Source organism: Soehngenia sp., assembly GCF_055108775.1.
On record NZ_JBSQIL010000028.1, the window covers coordinates 1 to 21,317 of the forward strand.

22 protein-coding genes and 1 other annotated feature are annotated in these 21,317 nt (G+C 31.4%); all 22 genes read left to right on the forward strand.

Features of this window, described 5'->3' with window-relative positions; genetic code table 11:
• The first annotated feature begins 122 nt into the window (after positions 1 to 122).
• Positions 123 to 1,511, forward strand: a complete 1,389-nt coding sequence (gene asnS, locus ACTB1H_RS05060; protein WP_463261747.1) for an asparagine--tRNA ligase — start codon at positions 123 to 125, stop codon at positions 1,509 to 1,511.
• Between the two features lie 49 nt (positions 1,512 to 1,560).
• Positions 1,561 to 1,756, forward strand: a binding site (T-box leader).
• 36 nt (positions 1,757 to 1,792) lie between these two features.
• The gene (leuS, locus tag ACTB1H_RS05065; RefSeq protein ID WP_463261748.1) at positions 1,793 to 4,204 is read left to right on the forward strand and encodes a leucine--tRNA ligase; all 2,412 of its coding nucleotides are present in this window, start codon (positions 1,793 to 1,795) and stop codon (positions 4,202 to 4,204) included.
• A gap of 62 nt (positions 4,205 to 4,266) precedes the next feature.
• Complete coding sequence (locus ACTB1H_RS05070; protein ID WP_463261749.1) at positions 4,267 to 5,094, forward strand: DegV family protein; 828 nt, start codon at positions 4,267 to 4,269, stop codon at positions 5,092 to 5,094.
• A gap of 97 nt (positions 5,095 to 5,191) precedes the next feature.
• Positions 5,192 to 6,151: an L-threonine 3-dehydrogenase gene (locus tag ACTB1H_RS05075; protein WP_463261750.1), complete on the forward strand. Its 960-nt coding sequence runs from the start codon at positions 5,192 to 5,194 to the stop codon at positions 6,149 to 6,151.
• A 110-nt stretch (positions 6,152 to 6,261) separates the two neighbouring features.
• The gene (locus ACTB1H_RS05080) at positions 6,262 to 6,687 is read left to right on the forward strand and encodes an RrF2 family transcriptional regulator (RefSeq protein WP_463261751.1); all 426 of its coding nucleotides are present in this window, start codon (positions 6,262 to 6,264) and stop codon (positions 6,685 to 6,687) included.
• 14 nt (positions 6,688 to 6,701) lie between these two features.
• Positions 6,702 to 7,880 carry a cysteine desulfurase NifS gene (nifS, locus tag ACTB1H_RS05085; protein ID WP_463261752.1) on the forward strand — a complete coding sequence of 393 codons (1,179 nt, stop codon included), beginning with the start codon at positions 6,702 to 6,704 and terminating at the stop codon, positions 7,878 to 7,880.
• Entirely contained in the window at positions 7,880 to 8,320 is a 441-nt protein-coding gene (gene nifU / locus ACTB1H_RS05090) for a Fe-S cluster assembly scaffold protein NifU (protein ID WP_463261753.1), read from the forward strand. Before nifS ends, nifU begins: the two co-directional genes overlap by 1 nt.
• Before the next feature lie 24 nt (positions 8,321 to 8,344).
• Positions 8,345 to 9,541 (forward strand): AI-2E family transporter, encoded by a 1,197-nt coding sequence (locus tag ACTB1H_RS05095; RefSeq protein ID WP_463261754.1) that lies wholly within the window; start codon positions 8,345 to 8,347, stop codon positions 9,539 to 9,541.
• A 94-nt stretch (positions 9,542 to 9,635) separates the two neighbouring features.
• On the forward strand, positions 9,636 to 12,275 hold the full coding sequence (gene alaS, locus ACTB1H_RS05100; RefSeq protein WP_463261755.1) for an alanine--tRNA ligase: 2,640 nt from the start codon (positions 9,636 to 9,638) through the stop codon (positions 12,273 to 12,275).
• 76 nt (positions 12,276 to 12,351) lie between these two features.
• Positions 12,352 to 12,603, forward strand: a complete 252-nt coding sequence (locus ACTB1H_RS05105) for an IreB family regulatory phosphoprotein (protein ID WP_463261767.1) — start codon at positions 12,352 to 12,354, stop codon at positions 12,601 to 12,603.
• 61 nt (positions 12,604 to 12,664) lie between these two features.
• The gene (locus ACTB1H_RS05110) at positions 12,665 to 13,615 is read left to right on the forward strand and encodes an aldo/keto reductase (protein WP_463261756.1); all 951 of its coding nucleotides are present in this window, start codon (positions 12,665 to 12,667) and stop codon (positions 13,613 to 13,615) included.
• 8 nt (positions 13,616 to 13,623) lie between these two features.
• Positions 13,624 to 14,034 carry a Holliday junction resolvase RuvX gene (gene ruvX / locus ACTB1H_RS05115; RefSeq protein WP_463261757.1) on the forward strand — a complete coding sequence of 137 codons (411 nt, stop codon included), beginning with the start codon at positions 13,624 to 13,626 and terminating at the stop codon, positions 14,032 to 14,034.
• 10 nt (positions 14,035 to 14,044) lie between these two features.
• Positions 14,045 to 14,293, forward strand: coding sequence for a DUF1292 domain-containing protein (locus ACTB1H_RS05120; RefSeq protein WP_276441962.1), 249 nt, complete (start codon positions 14,045 to 14,047; stop codon positions 14,291 to 14,293).
• 14 nt (positions 14,294 to 14,307) lie between these two features.
• On the forward strand, positions 14,308 to 14,766 hold the full coding sequence (locus ACTB1H_RS05125; RefSeq protein WP_463261758.1) for a Fur family transcriptional regulator: 459 nt from the start codon (positions 14,308 to 14,310) through the stop codon (positions 14,764 to 14,766).
• 4 nt (positions 14,767 to 14,770) lie between these two features.
• On the forward strand, positions 14,771 to 16,432 hold the full coding sequence (locus ACTB1H_RS05130) for a ribonuclease J (protein WP_463261759.1): 1,662 nt from the start codon (positions 14,771 to 14,773) through the stop codon (positions 16,430 to 16,432).
• Between the two features lie 3 nt (positions 16,433 to 16,435).
• Positions 16,436 to 16,723, forward strand: a complete 288-nt coding sequence (locus ACTB1H_RS05135; RefSeq protein ID WP_463261760.1) for a LysO family transporter — start codon at positions 16,436 to 16,438, stop codon at positions 16,721 to 16,723.
• Entirely contained in the window at positions 16,720 to 17,313 is a 594-nt protein-coding gene (locus ACTB1H_RS05140; RefSeq protein WP_463261761.1) for a LysO family transporter, read from the forward strand. The genes ACTB1H_RS05135 and ACTB1H_RS05140 overlap by 4 nt, the downstream gene beginning before the upstream one ends.
• A gap of 13 nt (positions 17,314 to 17,326) precedes the next feature.
• The gene (locus tag ACTB1H_RS05145; RefSeq protein WP_463261762.1) at positions 17,327 to 17,824 is read left to right on the forward strand and encodes a QueT transporter family protein; all 498 of its coding nucleotides are present in this window, start codon (positions 17,327 to 17,329) and stop codon (positions 17,822 to 17,824) included.
• Between the two features lies 1 nt (position 17,825).
• On the forward strand, positions 17,826 to 18,473 hold the full coding sequence (locus ACTB1H_RS05150) for an O-methyltransferase (RefSeq protein ID WP_463261763.1): 648 nt from the start codon (positions 17,826 to 17,828) through the stop codon (positions 18,471 to 18,473).
• A 2-nt stretch (positions 18,474 to 18,475) separates the two neighbouring features.
• Positions 18,476 to 19,708: a peptidase U32 family protein gene (locus tag ACTB1H_RS05155; RefSeq protein WP_463261764.1), complete on the forward strand. Its 1,233-nt coding sequence runs from the start codon at positions 18,476 to 18,478 to the stop codon at positions 19,706 to 19,708.
• Positions 19,708 to 20,334, forward strand: a complete 627-nt coding sequence (udk, locus tag ACTB1H_RS05160) for a uridine kinase (protein WP_463261765.1) — start codon at positions 19,708 to 19,710, stop codon at positions 20,332 to 20,334. The genes ACTB1H_RS05155 and udk overlap by 1 nt, the downstream gene beginning before the upstream one ends.
• Positions 20,335 to 20,511: 177 nt before the next feature.
• Positions 20,512 to 21,317, forward strand: an 806-nt coding sequence (locus ACTB1H_RS05165) for a GspE/PulE family protein (protein ID WP_463261766.1), incomplete at its 3' end; no start/stop codon positions are given.

Sequence of the window (21,317 nt, forward strand, 5' to 3'; positions counted from 1 at the left end):
TGAGGACTTCATCCTTTCTGGGAGGTATTTGTTTTTATGCAAGAACATTGTACCATAGAGAGTTTGGAGTCCTCAATTTTCATTTAAGTTTACAAAACGTAATAACATCAAAGGAGGAAATTATGAAACTATCTGTAAAAGACATCTACAAACTAAGTGAAAATTATATGGATAAAGAAGTTGAAGTTGAAGGATGGATTAAGACAAAGAGATCATCAAAGAAATTAGGATTTATCGAATTGAATGATGGAACATTTTTTAAGAATTTGCAAGTTGTGTATGAAGATAACATTAATGATTTTGAAATCATAGAAAAACTGCCTATATATACTGCAATAAAAGTTAAAGGCATGTTAGTTGAGACACCACAAGCAAAGCAACCATTTGAAGTTAGAGCAGATAGGATAGAAATTTTAGCACCTTCAGATAATGATTATCCTATTCAAAAGAAAAGACATTCTCTTGAGTACTTAAGAACAATACAACATTTAAGACCTAGGACAAATACTTTTAACTCTGTTTTTAGAGTAAGGTCAATGATGGCTTATGCAATTCATAAATTTTTTCAAGAACGTGGATTTGTTTATGTTAATACACCAATAATTACAGCATCGGATGCAGAAGGTGCTGGAGAGATGTTTAGGGTTACTACTTTAGACTTGAAGAATTTACCCTTAACTGAAAACAACGAAATTGATTTCAAAGAAGATTTTTTTGGTAAAGAAACAAACCTCACTGTAAGTGGACAACTAGAAGCAGAAGCATTTGCATTAGCTTTTAAGAATGTATACACATTTGGACCTACCTTTAGAGCTGAAAATTCTAACACTGCTAGGCATGCTGCAGAATTTTGGATGATTGAGCCAGAGATAGCATTCGCGGATTTAGAAGATGATATGAAATTAGCCGAAGAGATGTTTAAATATATTATTAACTATGTTTTAGAAAATGCAAAAGAAGAAATGGATTTCTTTGATTCATTTATATCAAATGGATTGATTGAAAGACTTACAAACATTGTAAATTCGGAATTTGGTGTATTAACTTATACTGATGCAATAGAATTATTAAAAAAATCAGGAGTGGATTTTCAATTCCCTGTGGAATGGGGAATGGATTTGCAAACAGAACACGAAAGATATTTAACTGAGCAAGAATTTAAAAAACCAATATTTGTAATCAACTATCCAAAAGAGATCAAGGCTTTCTATATGAGGGTTAATGACGACAATAAAACTGTTGCAGCAATGGACTTGCTTGTTCCAGGAGTTGGGGAAATAATTGGTGGTAGTCAAAGAGAAGAAAGATTAGATGTTTTATTGGAGAAAATGAAAGCAAATAATATGAACTTAGACGACTATTGGTGGTATTTAGAACTAAGAAAATATGGTGGAGTAAAACATGCAGGCTTCGGACTTGGATTTGAAAGAGCAGTTATGTACATTACAGGGATGTCAAACATCAGAGATGTTATTCCATTTCCAAGAACTGTAAATAGCTGCGATTTTTAAAATTTTATTGTAATTCAAACTAGTATCTGGTATACTTTAAGCAAATTTCATAAAAACTATGAAAAGAATAGTAGGATGCACTTCAAATTTTAGAGAGTTGTCGGATGGTGAAAGACAATATTTAAGGTATCCGAACTCACCTTTGAGTTTCCAATAAAATTGGACGGGAAATCTCGTTATAAAAATGAGTGGATTTATAGAATCATCAAAAAGAGTGGTACCGCGGAAAACCTTTCGTCTCTATGGCGAAAGGTTAAATTTTTGTAAGTGGGGGTTTTATAATGAAAGAATATAATCACAAGGAAATTGAATCAAAATGGCAAGAGATTTGGGATAGAGAAGAGACATTCAAAGCATATAATAATAGCAATAAACCAAAATATTATGCATTGGTCGAATTTCCATATCCATCAGGAGAGGGGTTGCATGTTGGACACCCTAGACCATATACGGCATTAGATGTCGTTTCTAGAAAAAGAAGACTTGAAGGATATAATGTTTTATTTCCTATGGGCTGGGATGCATTTGGATTGCCAACTGAAAATTATGCAATTAAAAACAAAATACACCCTAGAATAGTCACAGAGAAAAACATAAAAAGATTTAAATCTCAATTAAAGTCAATCGGGTTTTCTTTTGATTGGTCAAGAGAAATAAATACAACTGACCCAAGCTATTACAAATGGACACAATGGATATTTTTAAAACTTTTTGATAAAGGACTTGCATATAAAGAACAAATGCCTATTAATTGGTGCCCAAGCTGTAAGATTGGATTAGCAAACGAAGAAGTGGTTGGAGGTCATTGCGAGAGATGTGGCGGAGAAGTAGTTAGGAAAGTAAAAAATCAATGGATGTTAAAAATAACTGAATATGCCGAGAGATTGATTAATGACCTAGACAAAGTAGATTATATTGATAGAGTGAAATTGCAACAAAAAAACTGGATTGGTAGATCAGAAGGGGCAGAACTTGTTTTTAAAATAGCTCAAACGAATAAACCAATCGAAGTTTTTACTACTAGACCTGATACCATTTTTGGTTCAACTTATATGGTAATAGCACCTGAACACAAAATTATTGATGAGCACAAAGATCTGATAGAAAATTTTGATGAAGTTATTGCATATAGAGAAGAAGTAATGAAAAAGTCAGAATTCGAAAGAACTGAACTATCAAAAGAAAAAACGGGTGTAGAATTAAAAGGAATAAAAGCTATAAATCCAGTTAACAATAAAGAAATACCAATCTGGATATCAGACTACGTATTGATTACTTATGGTACTGGAGCAGTGATGGCAGTTCCAGGTCATGATGAAAGAGATTGGGAATTTGCTAATAAATTTAATTTGCCAATTGTTGAAGTAATTAGCGGCGGGGATATTACTAAAGAAGCATATACTAGTACAGAAGAAGGAATATTGGTAAACTCTGATTTCTTAAACGGGCTAAGTATAAAAGAAGCAAAAGAGAAAATTCTTAAATGGATTGAAGAAAACAATATAGGGAAAAGAAAAGTCAATTATAAATTAAGAGATTGGGTATTTTCTAGACAAAGATACTGGGGAGAACCAATTCCTATGATCTATTGTGAGGACTGTGGCTGGGTAAAAGTGCCAGAAGAAGAACTTCCTTTACTATTGCCAGAAGTTGAAAATTATGAGCCAACTGATAATGGGGAGTCTCCACTAGCAAATATTACTGAATGGGTAAATACAACTTGTCCAAAATGCGGTAAAGCTGCTAAAAGAGAAACAGATACTATGCCTCAATGGGCTGGCTCATCATGGTATTTCTTAAGGTATACAGATCCTCACAACGATAATGAATTAGCCTCAAAAGAAGCTTTAGAATACTGGATGCCTGTTGACTGGTATAATGGAGGGATGGAGCATACAACACTGCATTTACTATATTCGAGATTTTGGCATAAATTTTTATATGATTGTGGTGTTGTTAGAGATCCCGAACCATATATAAAAAGAACTTCTCATGGAATGATTTTAGGTAATAACAATGAGAAAATGTCTAAATCCAGAGGGAATGTTATTAATCCAGATGATATTGTAAATGAATATGGAGCAGATACTTTAAGAACATATGAAATGTTTATTGGAGATTTTGAAAAAAGTGTACCTTGGTCAGATAATGGATTAAAGGGTTGCAGAAGATATCTTGAAAGAGTTTGGAAACTACAAGAAATTGTTGTTGAAGGACATGAATATACAAAAGAGCTAGAAACAAGTATACACAAAACCATAAAAAAAGTTACTTTTGATTATGAAAACTTAAAATTCAATACAGCTATTGCATCCCTCATGAGTTTATTAAACGAGTTTAACGATTATGGAAGAATTACTAAAAAAGACATAGAAACTTATTTAATATTGTTAAATCCAGTAGCACCCCATATTACTGAAGAGATGTGGGAGATACTTGGACTTAAAGGAAATTTAAATAAAGCGACATGGCCTAAATATGATGAGGATAAGACTATAGACGAAATAATTGAAATACCAATTCAAATTAATGGCAAAGTGAGAGCTACAGTTAAGATACAATTAAATGAAGAACAAGATTCTGTAAGAGATAAGGTCTTTAAAAATGAAGTTGTAAATAAATTTATTGATGGAAAGACTATCATAAAAGAAATATATGTTCCTAGTAAAATCTATAATATTGTGGTAAAATAAATTTGAGTTCTGCTTACAAATTTGTGAGCAGAACTCAAATAATATAAATAGGGGGTTAGAGAATGAGTGTAAAAATAATAACAGATAGCACAGCATATTTATCAAAAGATTATGTTGAGAAGGAAGATATTACAGTAGTTCCCCTTCACTACATTTTTGATGGAGTAGAGTATAAAGAAGGGTTTAAAGGTGAATTTGAGGAATATTTCAATAAATTCAAAAATAGCAAATCATTTCCAACAACTTCACAACCATCAGTTGGAGAATTTAAAGAAGCTTATTTGAAATCATTTGAAAAATATGATGAAATAATAGTAATTGTTTTATCTTCTAAACTTAGTGGGACATACAATAGCGCAGTAGCCGCTAAAGAATTATTAGGAGATAAAAAAATTACTATTGTTGATACTCTTTCTACTGTGGCAGCTTTAAAGTTTTTAATTGAAGATGCTGTAATGTTAAAAAAAGAAGGAAAAAATGCAGATGAAATAGCATCATATTTAGAAGATAAAAAGACAAAACTAAAGGTATTAGCTCTACCAGATACTTTAGAATATCTAAAAAGAGGAGGACGAATTTCTCCACTACAAGCTAACTTAGGAAATTTAATTAATATAAAACCTATCATTGAACTTAAAGATGGAGAACTTACATTATTAGAAAAAGCTAGAGGAAAGAAAAATGCATTGGATAGGGTTATAGAATTAGTGGGTGATGAAATTAATAGAGCTACTATATTTCAAATATTAGCTTATGATGAAGCTTTAGTATTCAAAGAATTGCTTGAAGAAAAACACCCTGATTTGAATATAAAAATAGATATTGAAGAGATTGGACCGGTAATAGGATCTCATCTTGGTCCAAAAACAATAGGAATTTGCTGGTATTAACTTGTATATTAAAAGCACTTATTTAAGTGCTTTTTTACTTTTATTTGTGTAAGAATATGTTATAATAATAACGGGATAATAATTTTGGAGGTGTATGATGAAAAAAATATTAATTACTGGAGCCCTAGGACAAATAGGTTCAGAATTAGCTGTAAAAATGCGAGATATTTACGGTAGGGATAACGTTGTCATAAGTGATATTGAAAAGAAGTCTGGAAAAGAAGACCTAATCGAATCAGGACCATTTGAGATTATCAATGTATTAGAGGCTAAACAAATTTCTGAAGTTGTAGAAAAATATAAAATTGATACAATTGTAAATTTAGCTGCTATTTTGTCTGCAGTTGGCGAAAAAAACCCAAACTTATGTTGGCAAATTAACATGACCGGTTTATATAATGTACTAGAGATTGCTAGAGAGAAGAATCTAAAAATATTTACTCCTAGCTCAATAGCAGTTTTTGGTCCGAATACACCAAAAGACTTAACACCACAGGATACTATTATGAGACCATCTACTATGTATGGTGTAACAAAAGTATCTGGAGAATTATTATGTGACTATTATTATAAAAAATTTGGTGTAGATACTAGAGGAGTTAGATATCCAGGAATTATATCATATAATACTTTGCCTGGCGGCGGTACCACAGATTATGCAGTCCACATTTATTATGATGCCATTTTAAAGAAATCATATACTAGTTATATACAAAAGGGCACTTATATGGACATGATGTATATACCAGATGCTTTAGATGCTGTAATCAATTTAATGGAGGCAGATGGTAGTAGGCTAGTCCATAGAAATGCATTTAATATAACTGCGATGAGTATAGAACCTGAAGATATTGCAAAATCAATTAGAAAGTTCATACCAGAATTTGAATTACATTATGAGATCGATCCAGTAAGACAAAAGATCGCTGAATCATGGCCAAATTCACTTGATGATTCAGAAGCAAGGAAACAATGGGGATGGAGTCCTAAATATGATTTAGATAGCATGACTAAAGATATGCTCGAAAAATTAAAGATTAAATTAAATATTAATTAAGGTGCTTAAAAGCACCTTTTTATATGTTTTAAAGTTGACAATATTACTTGGATATAATATAATGTAGAAATAAAACCAAGAGAATTAGGTGGTATTAAAGAGGTGAAATAATGAAATTATCTACAAAGGGAAGATATGGATTGATGGCAATGTATCAATTAGCAATGGCATATGGAGAGGGACCAATTTCCATAAAATCTATTGCAGATGAAGAAGATTTGAGTGAGAATTACTTAGAACAACTTTTTTCAACACTAAAGAAAGATGGGCTTGTTGTTAGCTCTAGAGGTGCATATGGCGGGTATATGCTTACTAGGCATCCTAAAGATATCACAGTAGGAGAGATATTGCGTTCTTTAGAAGGAGAAAATTATCCTGCCGATTGTGTTTCAAGTGATGGCTTTGAGTGTAAAAAGGAAGATATGTGTGTAACAAAAGTAGTATTAGCAAAGATAAAAAGCGGGATAGATCAAGTAATAGATTCGATAACTTTACAAGACATGGTAGAGGATGCTAATATGGTAAAAAACTTATAACAAGGAGGAGTACTGTGGATAAAATCATTTATATGGATCACGCTGCTACAACACCTGTCAGTAAAGAAGTGCTTGATGAAATGTTACCTTATTTTTGCGAATATTATGGTAATCCATCAAGCATATATTATTTAAGCAATTATTCTAAAATAGCTATTGATAAAGCCAGGGAGAGAGTTGCAAAAGCTATAAATGCAGATAAAAATGAAATATATTTTACAGCAGGAGGATCTGAATCTGATAATTGGGCTATAAAGGGAATTGCATCTAAATTCGGAGATAAAGGAAGACATATAATCACTTCAAAAATTGAACATCATGCAGTTTTACATGCTTGTGAATACTTAGAAAAGAAAGGTTATAAAATCACTTACTTAGATGTAGATGAATATGGGATGATTTCCCTAGAGGAACTCGAAAAATCAATTACAGAAGAAACAATCTTAATCTCTATAATGTTTGCAAATAACGAAATAGGAACAATTGAGCCAATCAAAGAAATAGGGGCTATAGCTAGGAAACACAATGTATTGTTTCATACAGATGCTGTACAAGCAGTTGGCAGCTTGCCAATAGATGTAAAGGAAATGAATATTGATTTATTATCTATGTCAGCACATAAGCTTTATGGGCCAAAAGGTGTTGGGGCTTTGTATATTAAAAAAGGTATAAAAATTGACCCATTAATTCATGGAGGTGCCCAAGAGAGAAATAAAAGAGCTGGCACTGAAAATGTAGCTGGAATTGTTGGGTTGGGGAAAGCAATTGAATTAGCATATTCAAATTTAGAAGAAAATACAGAAAAAATAACTAAATTAAGAGATTATTTGATAGATAGCATACAAAAAAAGATACCTGATGTTAGACTAAATGGGCATCCCACAAATAGACTACCTGGGAATGTTAATATGTGTTTTAAATATATAGAAGGGGAATCTTTACTTTTAAGCTTAGATATGCATAAGATTGCAGCATCAAGTGGTTCAGCTTGTACATCAGGAAGCTTAGACCCTTCACATGTACTGCTTGCGATTGGGTTACCCCACGAGATAGCTCATGGCTCATTAAGGTTGTCGTTAGGGAAAGATAATACAAAAGAAGAAATAGATTTTGTTGTTGAAAAATTGGCAACTATCGTCGATAGGTTAAGACAGATGTCACCACTTTATGAAAAAGCACAGGAGGGTAAATAATGTATTCTGAAAAAGTAATGGATCATTTTATGAATCCTAGAAATGTAGGAGAAATTGAAAATGCTGATGGTATAGGAGAAGTTGGTAATCCTAAATGTGGAGATATCATGAAAATGTATCTTAAAATTGAAGATGGGATTATAACAGATGTTAAGTTCAAAACTTTTGGCTGTGGTTCAGCTATAGCTTCATCAAGTATGGCAACAGAATTAGTCAAAGGGAAATCTATACAGGAAGCAATGCAAATCACAAACAAAGCAGTGGCAGAAGCTCTTGACGGACTACCACCAGTAAAAATGCACTGTAGTGTTTTAGCAGAACAGGCTATAAGGAAGGCATTACTTGATTACTCTAAAAAATCTGGGGTAAAAATAGAAGGACTAGAAGATGTTGAATTTGATGATGAAGATTTGCATGAAATTCATGAAATAGAGGATTAATAAATCTTTTTTAGGAGGCAAAGCATGGGCGTAGCTACTCCACCGGATTTATTTGTTAAATTAGTATGGATATTACTCACAATATTGTTGTTTTTGTTAAGTTATTACTTAATCAATATTGGAAATAATTTTGTCGAAAAAAGAAAGAAAATAAAATATGACACAAAGATACTGGTATCTATTGCCTCTATTGCTGCAGTAATCTATATAATTTATATATTATTTAACAGATATAAAATTCTATCTGATATTTTACTTGCAATAATATTGTCAGTAATATTTTCTTATTTTTTAAATCCGTTAGTAAATTATTTACAAAACAAGGGTTTAAAAAGAATAGTGAGTACAGCAGTTGTTTATGTTGCTATTCTAATTGTTTTTACAATTTTATTAGTATCATTTATTCCTAGAACTGGTTCGGAAATCAGAAACTTAGCAGATAATCTAACCAAGTATGTTGACAACATAAATTTATTTATTGATAAATTCTATTCAAATTATGATAATGTATTTTCCTCTACTCCTGAGTTATTAAAAACTATTGAAGGGGTAATAGAAAGCAATACTCAGAAGCTACAAGAATCAATTTCTAATGGAATATCTAATATGATCTCTGGTATAAGTGGATTTTTATCAAAAGCACTGACTTTAATACTTATACCTATAATCACTTTTTATCTTTTAATTGACAAAAATTATTTTATTAAAAAAGTAAAGGAATATATACCTTTGAAATATAAAGATGATATTTTGACGCTAGCTCATCAAATAAACGATGTAATGAATCAATTCATAAAAGGAAGGCTGTTAATGGCTTTGTTTGTAGGTACAATGACTGCTATATTCCTTTTGATTATGAACATAGATTTTGCTATAGTGATAGGAATGATTACAGCTATAGCTGATATCATACCATACATAGGGCCATTTTTAGGATTTTTGCCAGCCGTAGTATTGGCATTTTTATCAAGTCCTATAAAGGCATTATGGGTAGCTGTTTTCTTTGTAGTCATACAATGGGTTGAAAATAATATATTAGCCCCAAAAGTATTGGGACAGAGCATAGGGCTTCACCCATTAACAGTTCTTTTAGCTTTAATAATAGGTGGAGGAATATTCGGAGTGTTGGGAATGATACTAGCTGTTCCTGTTACAGCTATACTGATGATAATATTTAGATTTATAAAAATGAAATATAAAGAATCTAGAGAATTGTTGTAGTTGATTGACAAATGCCGATATATATTCTAAAATAAAAGAGTAACAGAACCTCCCTAAAAGGGAGGATTTTTATAATACTTAGAGAGGTGTAAATATGAAAAAATTAGGGCTTCACGATATAAGGAAAGAATATTTAGAATTTTTTAGAGATAAAGGGCACTTAATAGCTCCTAGTTTTTCATTAGTGCCAAAGAATGACAAATCACTTTTACTAATTGGAGCTGGAATGGCACCTTTAAAACCTTATTTTACTGGTGAAAAAACACCTCCTAGTAAACGAATGGCAACATGTCAGAAATGTATTAGAACTGGTGATATAGACAATGTTGGGAGAACAGCTAGACATGCTACATTTTTTGAGATGCTAGGTAATTTTTCTTTTGGAGATTATTTTAAAAAAGAGGCTATTTCATGGGCATGGGAATTTTTAACTGAGAGACTTGAACTTGATCCGAACGATTTGTGGGTAAGTGTATATCATGAAGATGATGAAGCTTTTGAATTATGGAATAAGATGATAGGAATACCGGAAGAGAAAATTGTTAGACTTGGCAAAGAAGATAATTTCTGGGAACTTGAAGTAGGACCATCTGGGCCATGTTCAGAAATATATGTTGACAGAGGCCCGGCATACGGATGCGGTAAAGAAACTTGTAAACCAGGTTGCGATTGCGATAGATTTTTAGAAGTATGGAATTTAGTTTTTACACAATTTGATAAAGATGAAAATGGGATTTATCATCCACTACCAAATCCAAATATTGATACTGGTATGGGACTAGAAAGAATAGCAACTATAATGGAAAATACTGATAATATTTTCGAAATAGGAGCTATCAAAGACATATTAAACAAAGTATTGGAGATAAGCGGCTATAAATATGGATCTGATAAAGAAAAAGATATTTCCGCAAGGATAATTACAGATCATATTAGAGCGATAACTTTCCTTGTTAGCGATGGAGTAGTCCCAAGCAACGAAGGAAGAGGATATGTGCTTAGGAGACTGATTAGAAGGGCTTCGAGGCATGGCAAACTATTAGGGATTGAAGACACTTTCTTAGATAAAGTAGCAGATGTTGTAATCAATTCTTGGATGGTTGAGTACAAGGAACTTAAAGAAAATGAAACTCAAATTAAAAAAGTTATTTCAATAGAGGAAGAAAAATTTAAAGAGACTATAAATCAAGGCTTAAATATACTTGAAAACATGATTGAAGAACTATCTCAAAATAACAATAAAATTTTAGACGGGGAGAGAGCGTTTAAATTATATGATACTTTTGGTTTTCCTCCAGAATTGACTTCAGAAATATTAAAAGAAAAAGGATTTGAGATAGATTTAGATGGTTTCAATAAATGCATGAGTGATCAGAGAGAAAGAGCAAGAAGGGCAAGAGAGGAAACTGACAGCGGTTGGGGAAACAAAGACAAAGATGATATAACTGTTGGCATAAAATCTAGTTTCATAGGATATGAAACTTTAATGGCTAACACAATAGTAAATGCTATAATTAAGGACAATAATATAGTTGAAAAATTAGTAGAAGGTGAAAGTGGCTTTATTATACTAGAAGAAACTCCTTTTTATGGAGAATCAGGAGGACAAGTAGGAGATAAAGGATTAATAAAATTTGAAAATGGATTGGCTATTGTTGAAGATACAAAAGTGACCCCTTCAAAAACAATGATACATCATGTTGTTATCAAAAATGGAGAACTAAAAGTAGGGGACAATGTTTTTGCAGAAGTTGATGTTAATTTAAGAGAGTCAACAATGAGAAACCATTCTGCTACACACTTATTGCATAAGGCTCTAAGAAATGTATTAGGAAACCATGTTAGCCAAGCTGGCTCATTGGTAACTCCAACAAGGTTAAGATTTGATTTTACACATTTTGAACCTTTAACAAAAGACCAAATTAGAAAGATTGAAGAAATTGTAAATAATGAGATATTAAAGGCTCAAGAAGTTAAGACTGAAATAATGACACTCAGAGATGCTCAAGAAAAGGGAATTATCGGATTGTTTGAAGAAAAATACGGTGAATATGTAAGAGTTGTAAGCATCGGGAATTTTTCGCAAGAGCTTTGTGGAGGTACTCATGTGAAAAATTCAGGTCAAATAGGTATGTTTAAGATATTATCAGAATCAAGTGTAGCTAGTGGAGTTAGAAGGATAGAAGCATTAACAGGATTTAATGTATATCAATATATTTATGAATTAGAAGAAAATATTAATAAAATTGCCTCAACAGTTGGAGGTAATAAGCAAAACGTTGTTGAAAAGGTATCTTTAATTATAGAAGAATCAAAAAATAAAGAACTTGAAATTAAGAATTTAAGAAAAAAATTAATTTTAGATTCCATTGATGATATAATAAATAAAGCAAAAACGATTGGTAATTTAAGACTAATCATTCATGATTGTGAGGATATGTCTCCACAAGAGATGAGAGAATTAGGTGATATCATAAAATCAAAACTAAATGATGGAGTTATATTCTTAGTGTCTCGTGATGAAGATAAAATAGTTTTCATATCTATGGCCACAGAAAAGGCAGTTGAATTAGGAGTAAATGTTGGAGTTTTAGTAAAACATGCATCAAACGTTGTTGGAGGCAATGGAGGAGGAAGAAAAGACCTTGCTCAAGGTGGAGGAAAATTTGCAGATAAATTAGATGATGCTTTAAAAGAAATAGAAATACTTTTAAGAGAACAATTAAAAATATAATTTTGGAAATATTTATTGATTTTATGATATAATAATGTAAAGGGGTGGTAATGTGGATAGGAAAAAAGAAGTTAAAATGAATGAGACAGTTAAATTTGAAGCCACGAAAGAAAATCCGACTGAACCAAGAGAGATATTGCTTTCGGTATTCAAATCATTAGAAGAGAAAGGATACAATCCTATCAATCAAATTATAGGTTATATCCTATCCGGGGACCCTACCTATATTACAAGCCACAATAACGCAAGAAATCTGATAAGAAAGATAGAGAGAGACGAGCTATTAGAAGAAATTTTAAGAGCATATTTGGAGACTAATAAAGACTAGTTTTTTAGATGGATGGCTTTCGCTATCCATTTATTTATGTTAATAGCGAAGGAAAGAGAAAATGTTGGGAAAAAGAGAATTAGGTAACACTGGGCTGTATGTGTCAAATTTATGTTTTGGCTCTTTAACTATGACGCCTTTTCAAGCGAATTTATCAATAAAAGATGGAGCTTATCTGATAAAATATGCTTATGAAAGAGGTATAAATTTTCTGGATACTGCAGAAATTTATGATAATTATGCTTATGTTAAAGAGGGATTAAAGGGTATAGATAGAGAAAAATATGTGATAGCTACCAAGACATATGCTTATAATAAGGAATTAGCTAAAAGAAGTTTAGATAAGGCTTTAAGAGAAATTAGCACTGATTATATTGATGTGTTTCTGCTTCATGAACAAGAAAGTGAATATACTGTAAAAGGCCATTATGATGCTATTGAATTTTTTTTAAAAGCAAAAGAAGAAGGTAAAATAAAAGCTATTGGATTGTCTACACATAGAGTTATGGGAGCTAAAGCTCTTTTAAAATACAAAGAGCTAGATATAGTTCATCCCTTAGTGAATATGAATGGTATAGGGATACATGACGGAACGATCAATGATATGCTGGATGTTCTGGAAATTTTGTACAACCTTGGCAAAGGAATATATAGCATGAAAGCTCTTGGTGGAGGACATCTGATAAACAAAGCAGAAGAAGCTATAAAGTTTGTGAAAGACATTCCATTTATACAATCTATAGCTATAGGCATGCAATCTATTGAAGAAATAGATGCTAATATTCAGATAATGGAGCATAACAGTGTTGATTTTTATACATTGAGTAAATTGAGAACAAAGAATCGAAAGTTAATTGTCGCAGATTACTGTATAGGTTGTAGAAAATGTGAGGAAAGATGCAATCAGGAAGGGATTAAAGTAATAAACGGAAGAGCTATACCAAATGATAATTGCATATTATGTGGTTATTGTGCAACTGTATGCCCGGAATTTTGTATTAAAGTTATTTAGGAGAGTATATGGAAAGAATATTAGGATTGGATATTGGAGAAAAGAGAATAGGGGTTGCTTTAAGTGATCCTTTAGCCATGACAGCACAAGGTTTTAAGACAATAAATCGAGTTTCTATGAAGAAAGATATAGAAGAGATTGAAAAAATTATAAATGATTACGAAATCAAAAAAATAGTTGTGGGGTTACCATTAAATATGGATGGTAGTATAGGAGATTCTTGTGAAATAGTTAAGAAATTTTCAGAGAAGTTAAGAAACAAATTTAATTTGGAAATCATCTATATCGATGAAAGGTTAACTACAGTATCTGCTACTAGAGTCCTTTTAGAAGCAGATGTAAAAAGAAAAAATAGAAAAAATGTAGTAGACAAAATAGCTGCATCATATATACTACAGAGCTATTTGGATAAAAAATAAGGAGGATAAGATGCAACAAAAAGCTGTATTTTACGATGAATTAGGCAATGAAATTGAATTCTTAGTTAAAGCTAAATTTAGCATAGATGATGTAGACTATGTGGTTTTGCTACCTAGTGGAGACATTGATTCTCCGACATATATACTAAAAATTGATTTAGATGAGAATGGGAATGAGATTTTGGTAGGAATTGACGATGAAGAACTAGAAGAGGCAAAAGAAGTATACGAAGAGTTGATGAAAGAACAACTACAATAGGTGGTGTCTTTAACGTGGATAAAGGGATAGAAAAATATTTGTATACATTACAACAGAGAGGCTATAAATCTACAAACCAAAGAGAAGAGATATTGAATATATTACTCGATAATAAAAATGAACATCTTAGTTGTGAAGATGTTCATAAGATAATCTCTATGAACGATAAAGAAGTAGGTATAGCTACAGTATATAGAACATTGCAACTCTTCGAGAAATTAGGCATTGTTTATAAAATTAATTTTGATGATGGGGTTGCTAGGTATGAATTAAATACTGAAACAGAGAATCACCATCATCATCATTTAATATGTACAGAGTGCGGAAAAGTAACTGAAGTTAAATTAGATTTATTAGAATCGTTAGAGAAAGAAATAGAAATAGAAGAAGATTTCATTATCAGCGATCACGATGTGAAATTTTATGGAATTTGTAAAGAATGTAAAGATAATTATCAAAAAAAATGGGAGTGATATAGTGGCAAAAGAAAGTAAATTAAAAATCATTCCCTTAGGAGGACTAGGGGAAATAGGAAAAAACATGACTGTGTACGAATATAAGGATAGTATAGTCATAGTTGATTGTGGAATGACATTTCCTGGCGATGAGATGCTAGGAGTAGATGTGGTTATACCTGATATAACTTATCTTATGAAGAATAAAGACAAAATAAAAGGATTGCTTTTAACTCATGGACATGAAGATCATATTGGGGCAATTCCTTATATATTAAAGAAAATTGATATGCCGATTTATGGGACAAAATTAACTATAGGATTGTTGTATAATAAATTGAAAGAGCATAATTTGGAGAATACAAATCTGTATACGGTAAAACATGGAGAAAAAGTCAAACTAGGATATTTTGATGTTGAATTTATTAGAACAACGCATAGTATACCTGATTCAGCTGCTTTGGCAATAACTTCACCAATCGGGACTGTTATACAAACAGGAGACTTCAAGGTTGACTTTACTCCGATTTCAGGGGATATTATGGATTTGAATAGATTTGCTGAGTTGGGAAACAAGGGTGTATTGGCTTTGCTTTCCGATTCAACAAATGTTGTAAGACCTGGCTATACTTTAAGCGAAAGGACTGTAGGCGAAACATTTAGAGATTTATTTTATAAGGCTGAAGGTAGAATTATAGTAGCTACCTTTGCATCAAATGTATATAGAATTCAACAAATAATTGATGCTGCTGAGTTGAATTCTAGAAAAGTAATCATATCTGGTAGATCCATGGTAAATACTGTAAATGTAGCACATGAGCTTGGATATTTAAGGATAAAACCTGATACAATGATAGATATAAACGATATGAATAAATATAATAAAAAGGATATTGTAATTATAACAACAGGAAGTCAAGGCGAGCCAATGAGTGCTCTAACAAGGATTGCAAATAATGAACACAGAAAAATTGAGCTTATGTCCGATGATATGGTTATCATATCTGCTACACCTATTCCGGGAAATGAAATTACAGTTTCAAAAGTAATAAATAAATTACTTGAAAAAGGGACTAATGTAATATATGAAGCATTAGCAGACATACATGTTTCAGGACATGCTTGCCAGGAAGAACTAAAATTAATTCATAGCCTTGTGAAACCAAAATATTTTATACCCGTGCATGGGGAGACAAGGCACTTAAAACTTCATGCAGATATTAGCCATGCTCTTGGTACACCAAAAGAAAATATATTTATATTAGAAAATGGACAAACCATTGAATTTACTAAAGAAGGCGCTAAACTAGGAGCAATTGTGCAAGCAGGAAATATTCTAGTTGATGGATTAGGTGTCGGAGATGTTGGAAATATAGTATTAAGAGATAGAAAACATCTTTCTGAAGATGGTTTAATAGTAGTAGTAGTTACAATTAACAAACAGACAGGTGCAGTTGAATCAGGTCCTGATATAGTATCTAGGGGATTTGTATATGTAAGAGAGTCTGAAGAATTAATTGAAGAAGTTAGAAAAATTGTTAAACAAACTTTAGATCAGTGTGAAGCTAAGAAGATAAATGACTGGTCAGCTATAAAGTCAAATATTAGAGATGATTTAAGAACCTATTTATATACGACGATAAAAAGAAATCCAATGATATTGCCTATAATTATGGAGGTTTAAAAAATGACAACCAGGCTGTTAATGTATTTAGCGATAATTATTTTAGGTGGTTTGATTGGTGCAAATATAAAGCTGAAAGAAAATTTTATAAAAAGATTAGGCAGTTTACAAACTGCCTGTCTGCTTTTTTTACTTTTTGTCATGGGCATAAAAATTGGAATGGATGATAAAGTCATAAATTCATTTCTTTCCATAGGATTAAATGCTACAGTAATTAGCGTATTCACAATTGGATTTAGCATAATTTTTACATTTATTGTAAATAAACTATTTTTTGGAGGCAAACAATGACATTCAGAATTATTATAGCTGTTATTCTAGGAATTATATCGGGATATTTCGTGTTGCCAAAAGATATTCTAAATTATGCAGATTACATAATAGATTTAGGTTTGATTTTGCTGTTATTTTTTGTTGGTATTGATATAGGGTTAAATAAATCTGTATTTAGTAGAATAAAAGCTAAAGGGATTAAAATATTATTGGTACCAATAGCTATAATAGCAGGAAGCATTTTAGGATCAGCTATCGCAGGAGTGATACTTAAGCTACCTTTTAACGAAGCAGGGGCAATCGGAGCGGGATTAGGATGGTATTCATTATCCTCTATACTTATAGCAAGTTATTCTAGCGAATTGTCTGCATTAGCATTTATTTCTAACGTGATAAGGGAGCTTATAGCAATCATGATAATCCCTATAATAGCTAATAAGATAGGGTTTATTGAAGCAATTGCACCAGCAGGAGCTACAGCTATGGATACAAGTTTGCCAATAATTTCTAAATCAACTGACTCTGAAATTACTTTGATAGCATTTATAACTGGAGCAATTTGCACTTTTGCAGTACCTATCTTAGTTCCATTTATTCTAAATCTATAAGGAGAAATAATTTATGAAGATGAATATAAAATATTTAACAAAAGCTAGTTTGATAGCTGCAATATACATAGTTTTAATTATACTTCAAGCTTTGCCATTTCCAATATTAAATTTAACTTATGGACCTGTTCAATTACGAATTGCTGAAGGGCTTGCACTCCTGCCTTTTGTTGAATCTGCTGCAGTTCCAGGTTTATTTGTTGGAGTTTTACTTTCAAATGTTTTACTTGCTCCGTATTCTGGCTTTGGATTAGTAGATATAATTGGGGGTTCATTAGTCACACTAATAGCAGCTTTTTTAACTTCTAAAGCTAAAAATAAATTTTTAGCAATATCCTCTCCTGTTTTATTAAATGGATTAATTGTCTCAATTTGGGTTTCTTATTTCACTAAGATTCCGTATATATATACAGTTATAGGAATAAGCTTAGGCGAATTAGCTTCTGTTCTTATATTTGGAAACATAATTCTTTATGTATATGACAAAGCTTCAAGGTATAAGGAATGGTAGTATGACAAATATAGTGGATGAAAATATCATTAAGTATATCCAAGAATTACATAATGAAAAAATAGAGATTCTAAATGAATTAAGAAAGTATGCTGATTTTAATAATATTCCTATTTTACAGCCAGAAACTGAACAACTAATAAGGGTTTTATTGAAAATACTAAAACCTAAAGAGATATTAGAAATCGGCACTGCAATAGGATACTCTAGTATAATGATGTCACAAAATCTAGGAGATGAGTTTAGGATTACAACCATAGAAATCAATCCTCAACTTGTTGACATAGCATTAAAAAACATCAAGAATGCTAATTTAGAAAATCATATTCAAGTTATAGAAGGAGATGCAGCTTTAGTTATGCCTCATTTAACCAAGGAATATGACTTGATATTTATAGATGCGAATAAGTCTAAGTATATAGATTATTTTAATATGGGATCTAAGCTATTAAAAAAAGGTGGTATTATAATTTCTGATAATGTATTATTTAAAGGTATGACAGCTAGTGATGGCCCAGTAAAACGAAGGAAACGGACAATAGTAGAAAACATGAGAAATTACCTCAAACATATAACAAATATTGATGGATATGAAACCTCTATTATACCGATAGGCGATGGAATAGCATTAACATATAAGGAGGATTAAGATTGAAAAGAGTTGAATTATTAGCACCAGCAGGCGACCTAGAGAAATTAAAAATGGCGATCACCTATGGTGCAGATGCAGTATATCTAGGCGGGGAATCATTTGGGCTAAGAAAAGCTTCAAAGAACTTTACATTAGAAGAAATAGAAAAAGCAGTAAAGATTGCACATGATTTAGATAAAAAAGTATATGTCACATTAAACATTGTGCCACACGATGATGACTTGATAGGATTAGATGAATATGTTAAAGAACTGTATAGAATTAATGTTGATGCTGTAATAGTATCTGATCCTGGAGTTTTTAACATAGTAAGAAATTCAGCAAATGAATTGCCAATTCATCTTAGCACACAAGCAAGCATTACAAATTTCGAAACGATAATGTTTTGGTATAATTTAGGTATTAAAAGAATTGTATTAGCTCGTGAATTGACATTAGACGAGATAAGAGAAATATCAAAAAAAGCACCTAATGATTTAGAGTTAGAAGTTTTCGTTCATGGAGCTATGTGCATGAGTTATTCTGGAAGATGTATATTAAGTAGTTATATGACAGGCAGAGATGCAAATAGAGGCGACTGCGCTCAACCATGCAGATATAAATATAATGTTGTAGAAGAAAAAAGACCAGGGGAATATTTTCCAATTGAAGAACATGAAGAAGGAACATTTATATTTAATTCTAAAGATTTGTGCATGATAGAACATGTTGATGAGCTTATTCAATCAGGAATAAAGAGTTTTAAAATTGAAGGCAGAGTAAAGAGTTCATATTATGTAGCAACAGTTGTTGGAGCTTATCGGAAAGCCATAGATGATTATTATAAAGATCCTATTAATTATAAATTTGATGAACGACTTTTAACTGAACTAAAAAAAGTAAGCCATAGGGATTTCACGACTGGATTTTTCTACAATGAAGCCAAAACAAATGCACAAGTTTATACTACAAATTCTTACATTAGAAAATATGATTTTGTGGGCATGATAAAAGATTATGATGAAAACAATAAAATTGCTACAATTGAGCAACGAAATAGAATAAATATTGGTGATACTCTAGAGGTATTTGGTCCAGATAGAGAGTATTTTGAATTGGAAATAAAAGAAATGTGGAATGAAGATAATGAGCCAATAGAATCTGCACCACATGCTCAGCAGATTATTAAAGTAAAAATTGACGAAAAAGTTAAACCTTTTTATCTAATTAGAAAGAAGAGAGATGATATCTAATGAAAAATCCGATAATTATTGGGATAGCTGGAGGAACAGGCTCGGGGAAGTCTACTGTAACAAATGAAATTTATAAGGCTATCACTGACAAAAATGTAGTAGTTATTGAACAAGACTCATATTACAAAGATCAAAGTGACCTTAGTTTTGAGGAAAGAGTAAAAACAAATTATGATCATCCATTTGCATTTGATAATCAGTTGTTAATTAGCCATTTAAAGAAGCTCATCAATTGGGAATCAATTGAAAAACCAATATATGATTTTGAAAATCATAATCGTAAAAAAGAAACTATTTTAGTTGAACCTAAAGACATAATTATTTTAGAAGGAATACTAATATTATACGATGAAGAACTTAGGAAGATGATGGACATTAAAATTTTCGTAGACACCGATGCAGATGTAAGAGTTATTAGAAGAATTAATAGAGATATGAATTTTAGAGGTAGGACACTAGAATCTGTTATAAACCAGTATATGAATACTGTAAGGCCAGCACATTTACAGTTTGTTGAACCAACCAAAAGATATGCTGATATAATTATCCCCGAAGGAGGATACAACAAGGTTGCAATAGATATCATTGTGACAAAAATAAACGATATAATTAGGCAAAGATTATAGCAGGGAAACCTGCTTTTTTTATTGACAATTTTACTTTAAAGCGATAAAACGTATTTAAAGATAATATAATATAATATTTTGATTGAAATCGTTGTTAAATTGGAGTATTATCTTATTATGAGTTAATACATGAATAATTTTTATTTTCAGATAAATTAAAAAAAACGGGGTATATATATGCAAAAGACAACTCTAAAAATTGGAGAAATTTTGTTGTATTCGGGGAAAATAGATTCCCAACAACTAAAAATCGCATTGCAAGAACAAGAAATTAGCGGTAAAAAAATCGGAGAAATACTTGAGGAAAAGGGATGGGTAACTTCTGATGATATTGTTGAAGTTCTTGAGTATCAATTAGGATTTCCAAGAGTAGATCTTAGCAAATATGAAGTAAATGAAAAAGTAGTTAATATATTGCCTGAACAAATTGTCAGAAAATATATTTTGATTCCAATAGATAAACATGAAGATAAACTTGTTATTGCCATGGCCGATCCCTTGAACTTCTACGCAGTTGATGATGTTAAATTATATACAAAGATGGATTTAGAGACAGTTATAGCAACGCAATCAGATATAGAGGCTTTGATAGATAAGTATTATACTGCAGGAGTAAGCAAAAGAGTTTTGCAGGAATTTGACTCGGTTAACAACCAATATGATGATGATTATGTTGAAAAGGAACAAGCTGAAGTTGCTAGTGCACCTATAGTAAGATTAATTAATACACTTTTTGAACAGGCTTTAAAAATGAGAGCTTCAGATATACATCTTGAACCAGGTATAGAAGATGTAAGAGTAAGATTTAGAATTGACGGTGATTTGACAGAGATAATGAGAATACCAAGATTTAATTTATCTGCGATAGTAACGAGGATAAAAATCTTAGGGAAGATGAATATTGCTGAAAAAAGAATTCCGCAGGATGGTAGAGTTGAATCTATTATCAATGGAAAACCAATAGATATGAGAATTTCATCACT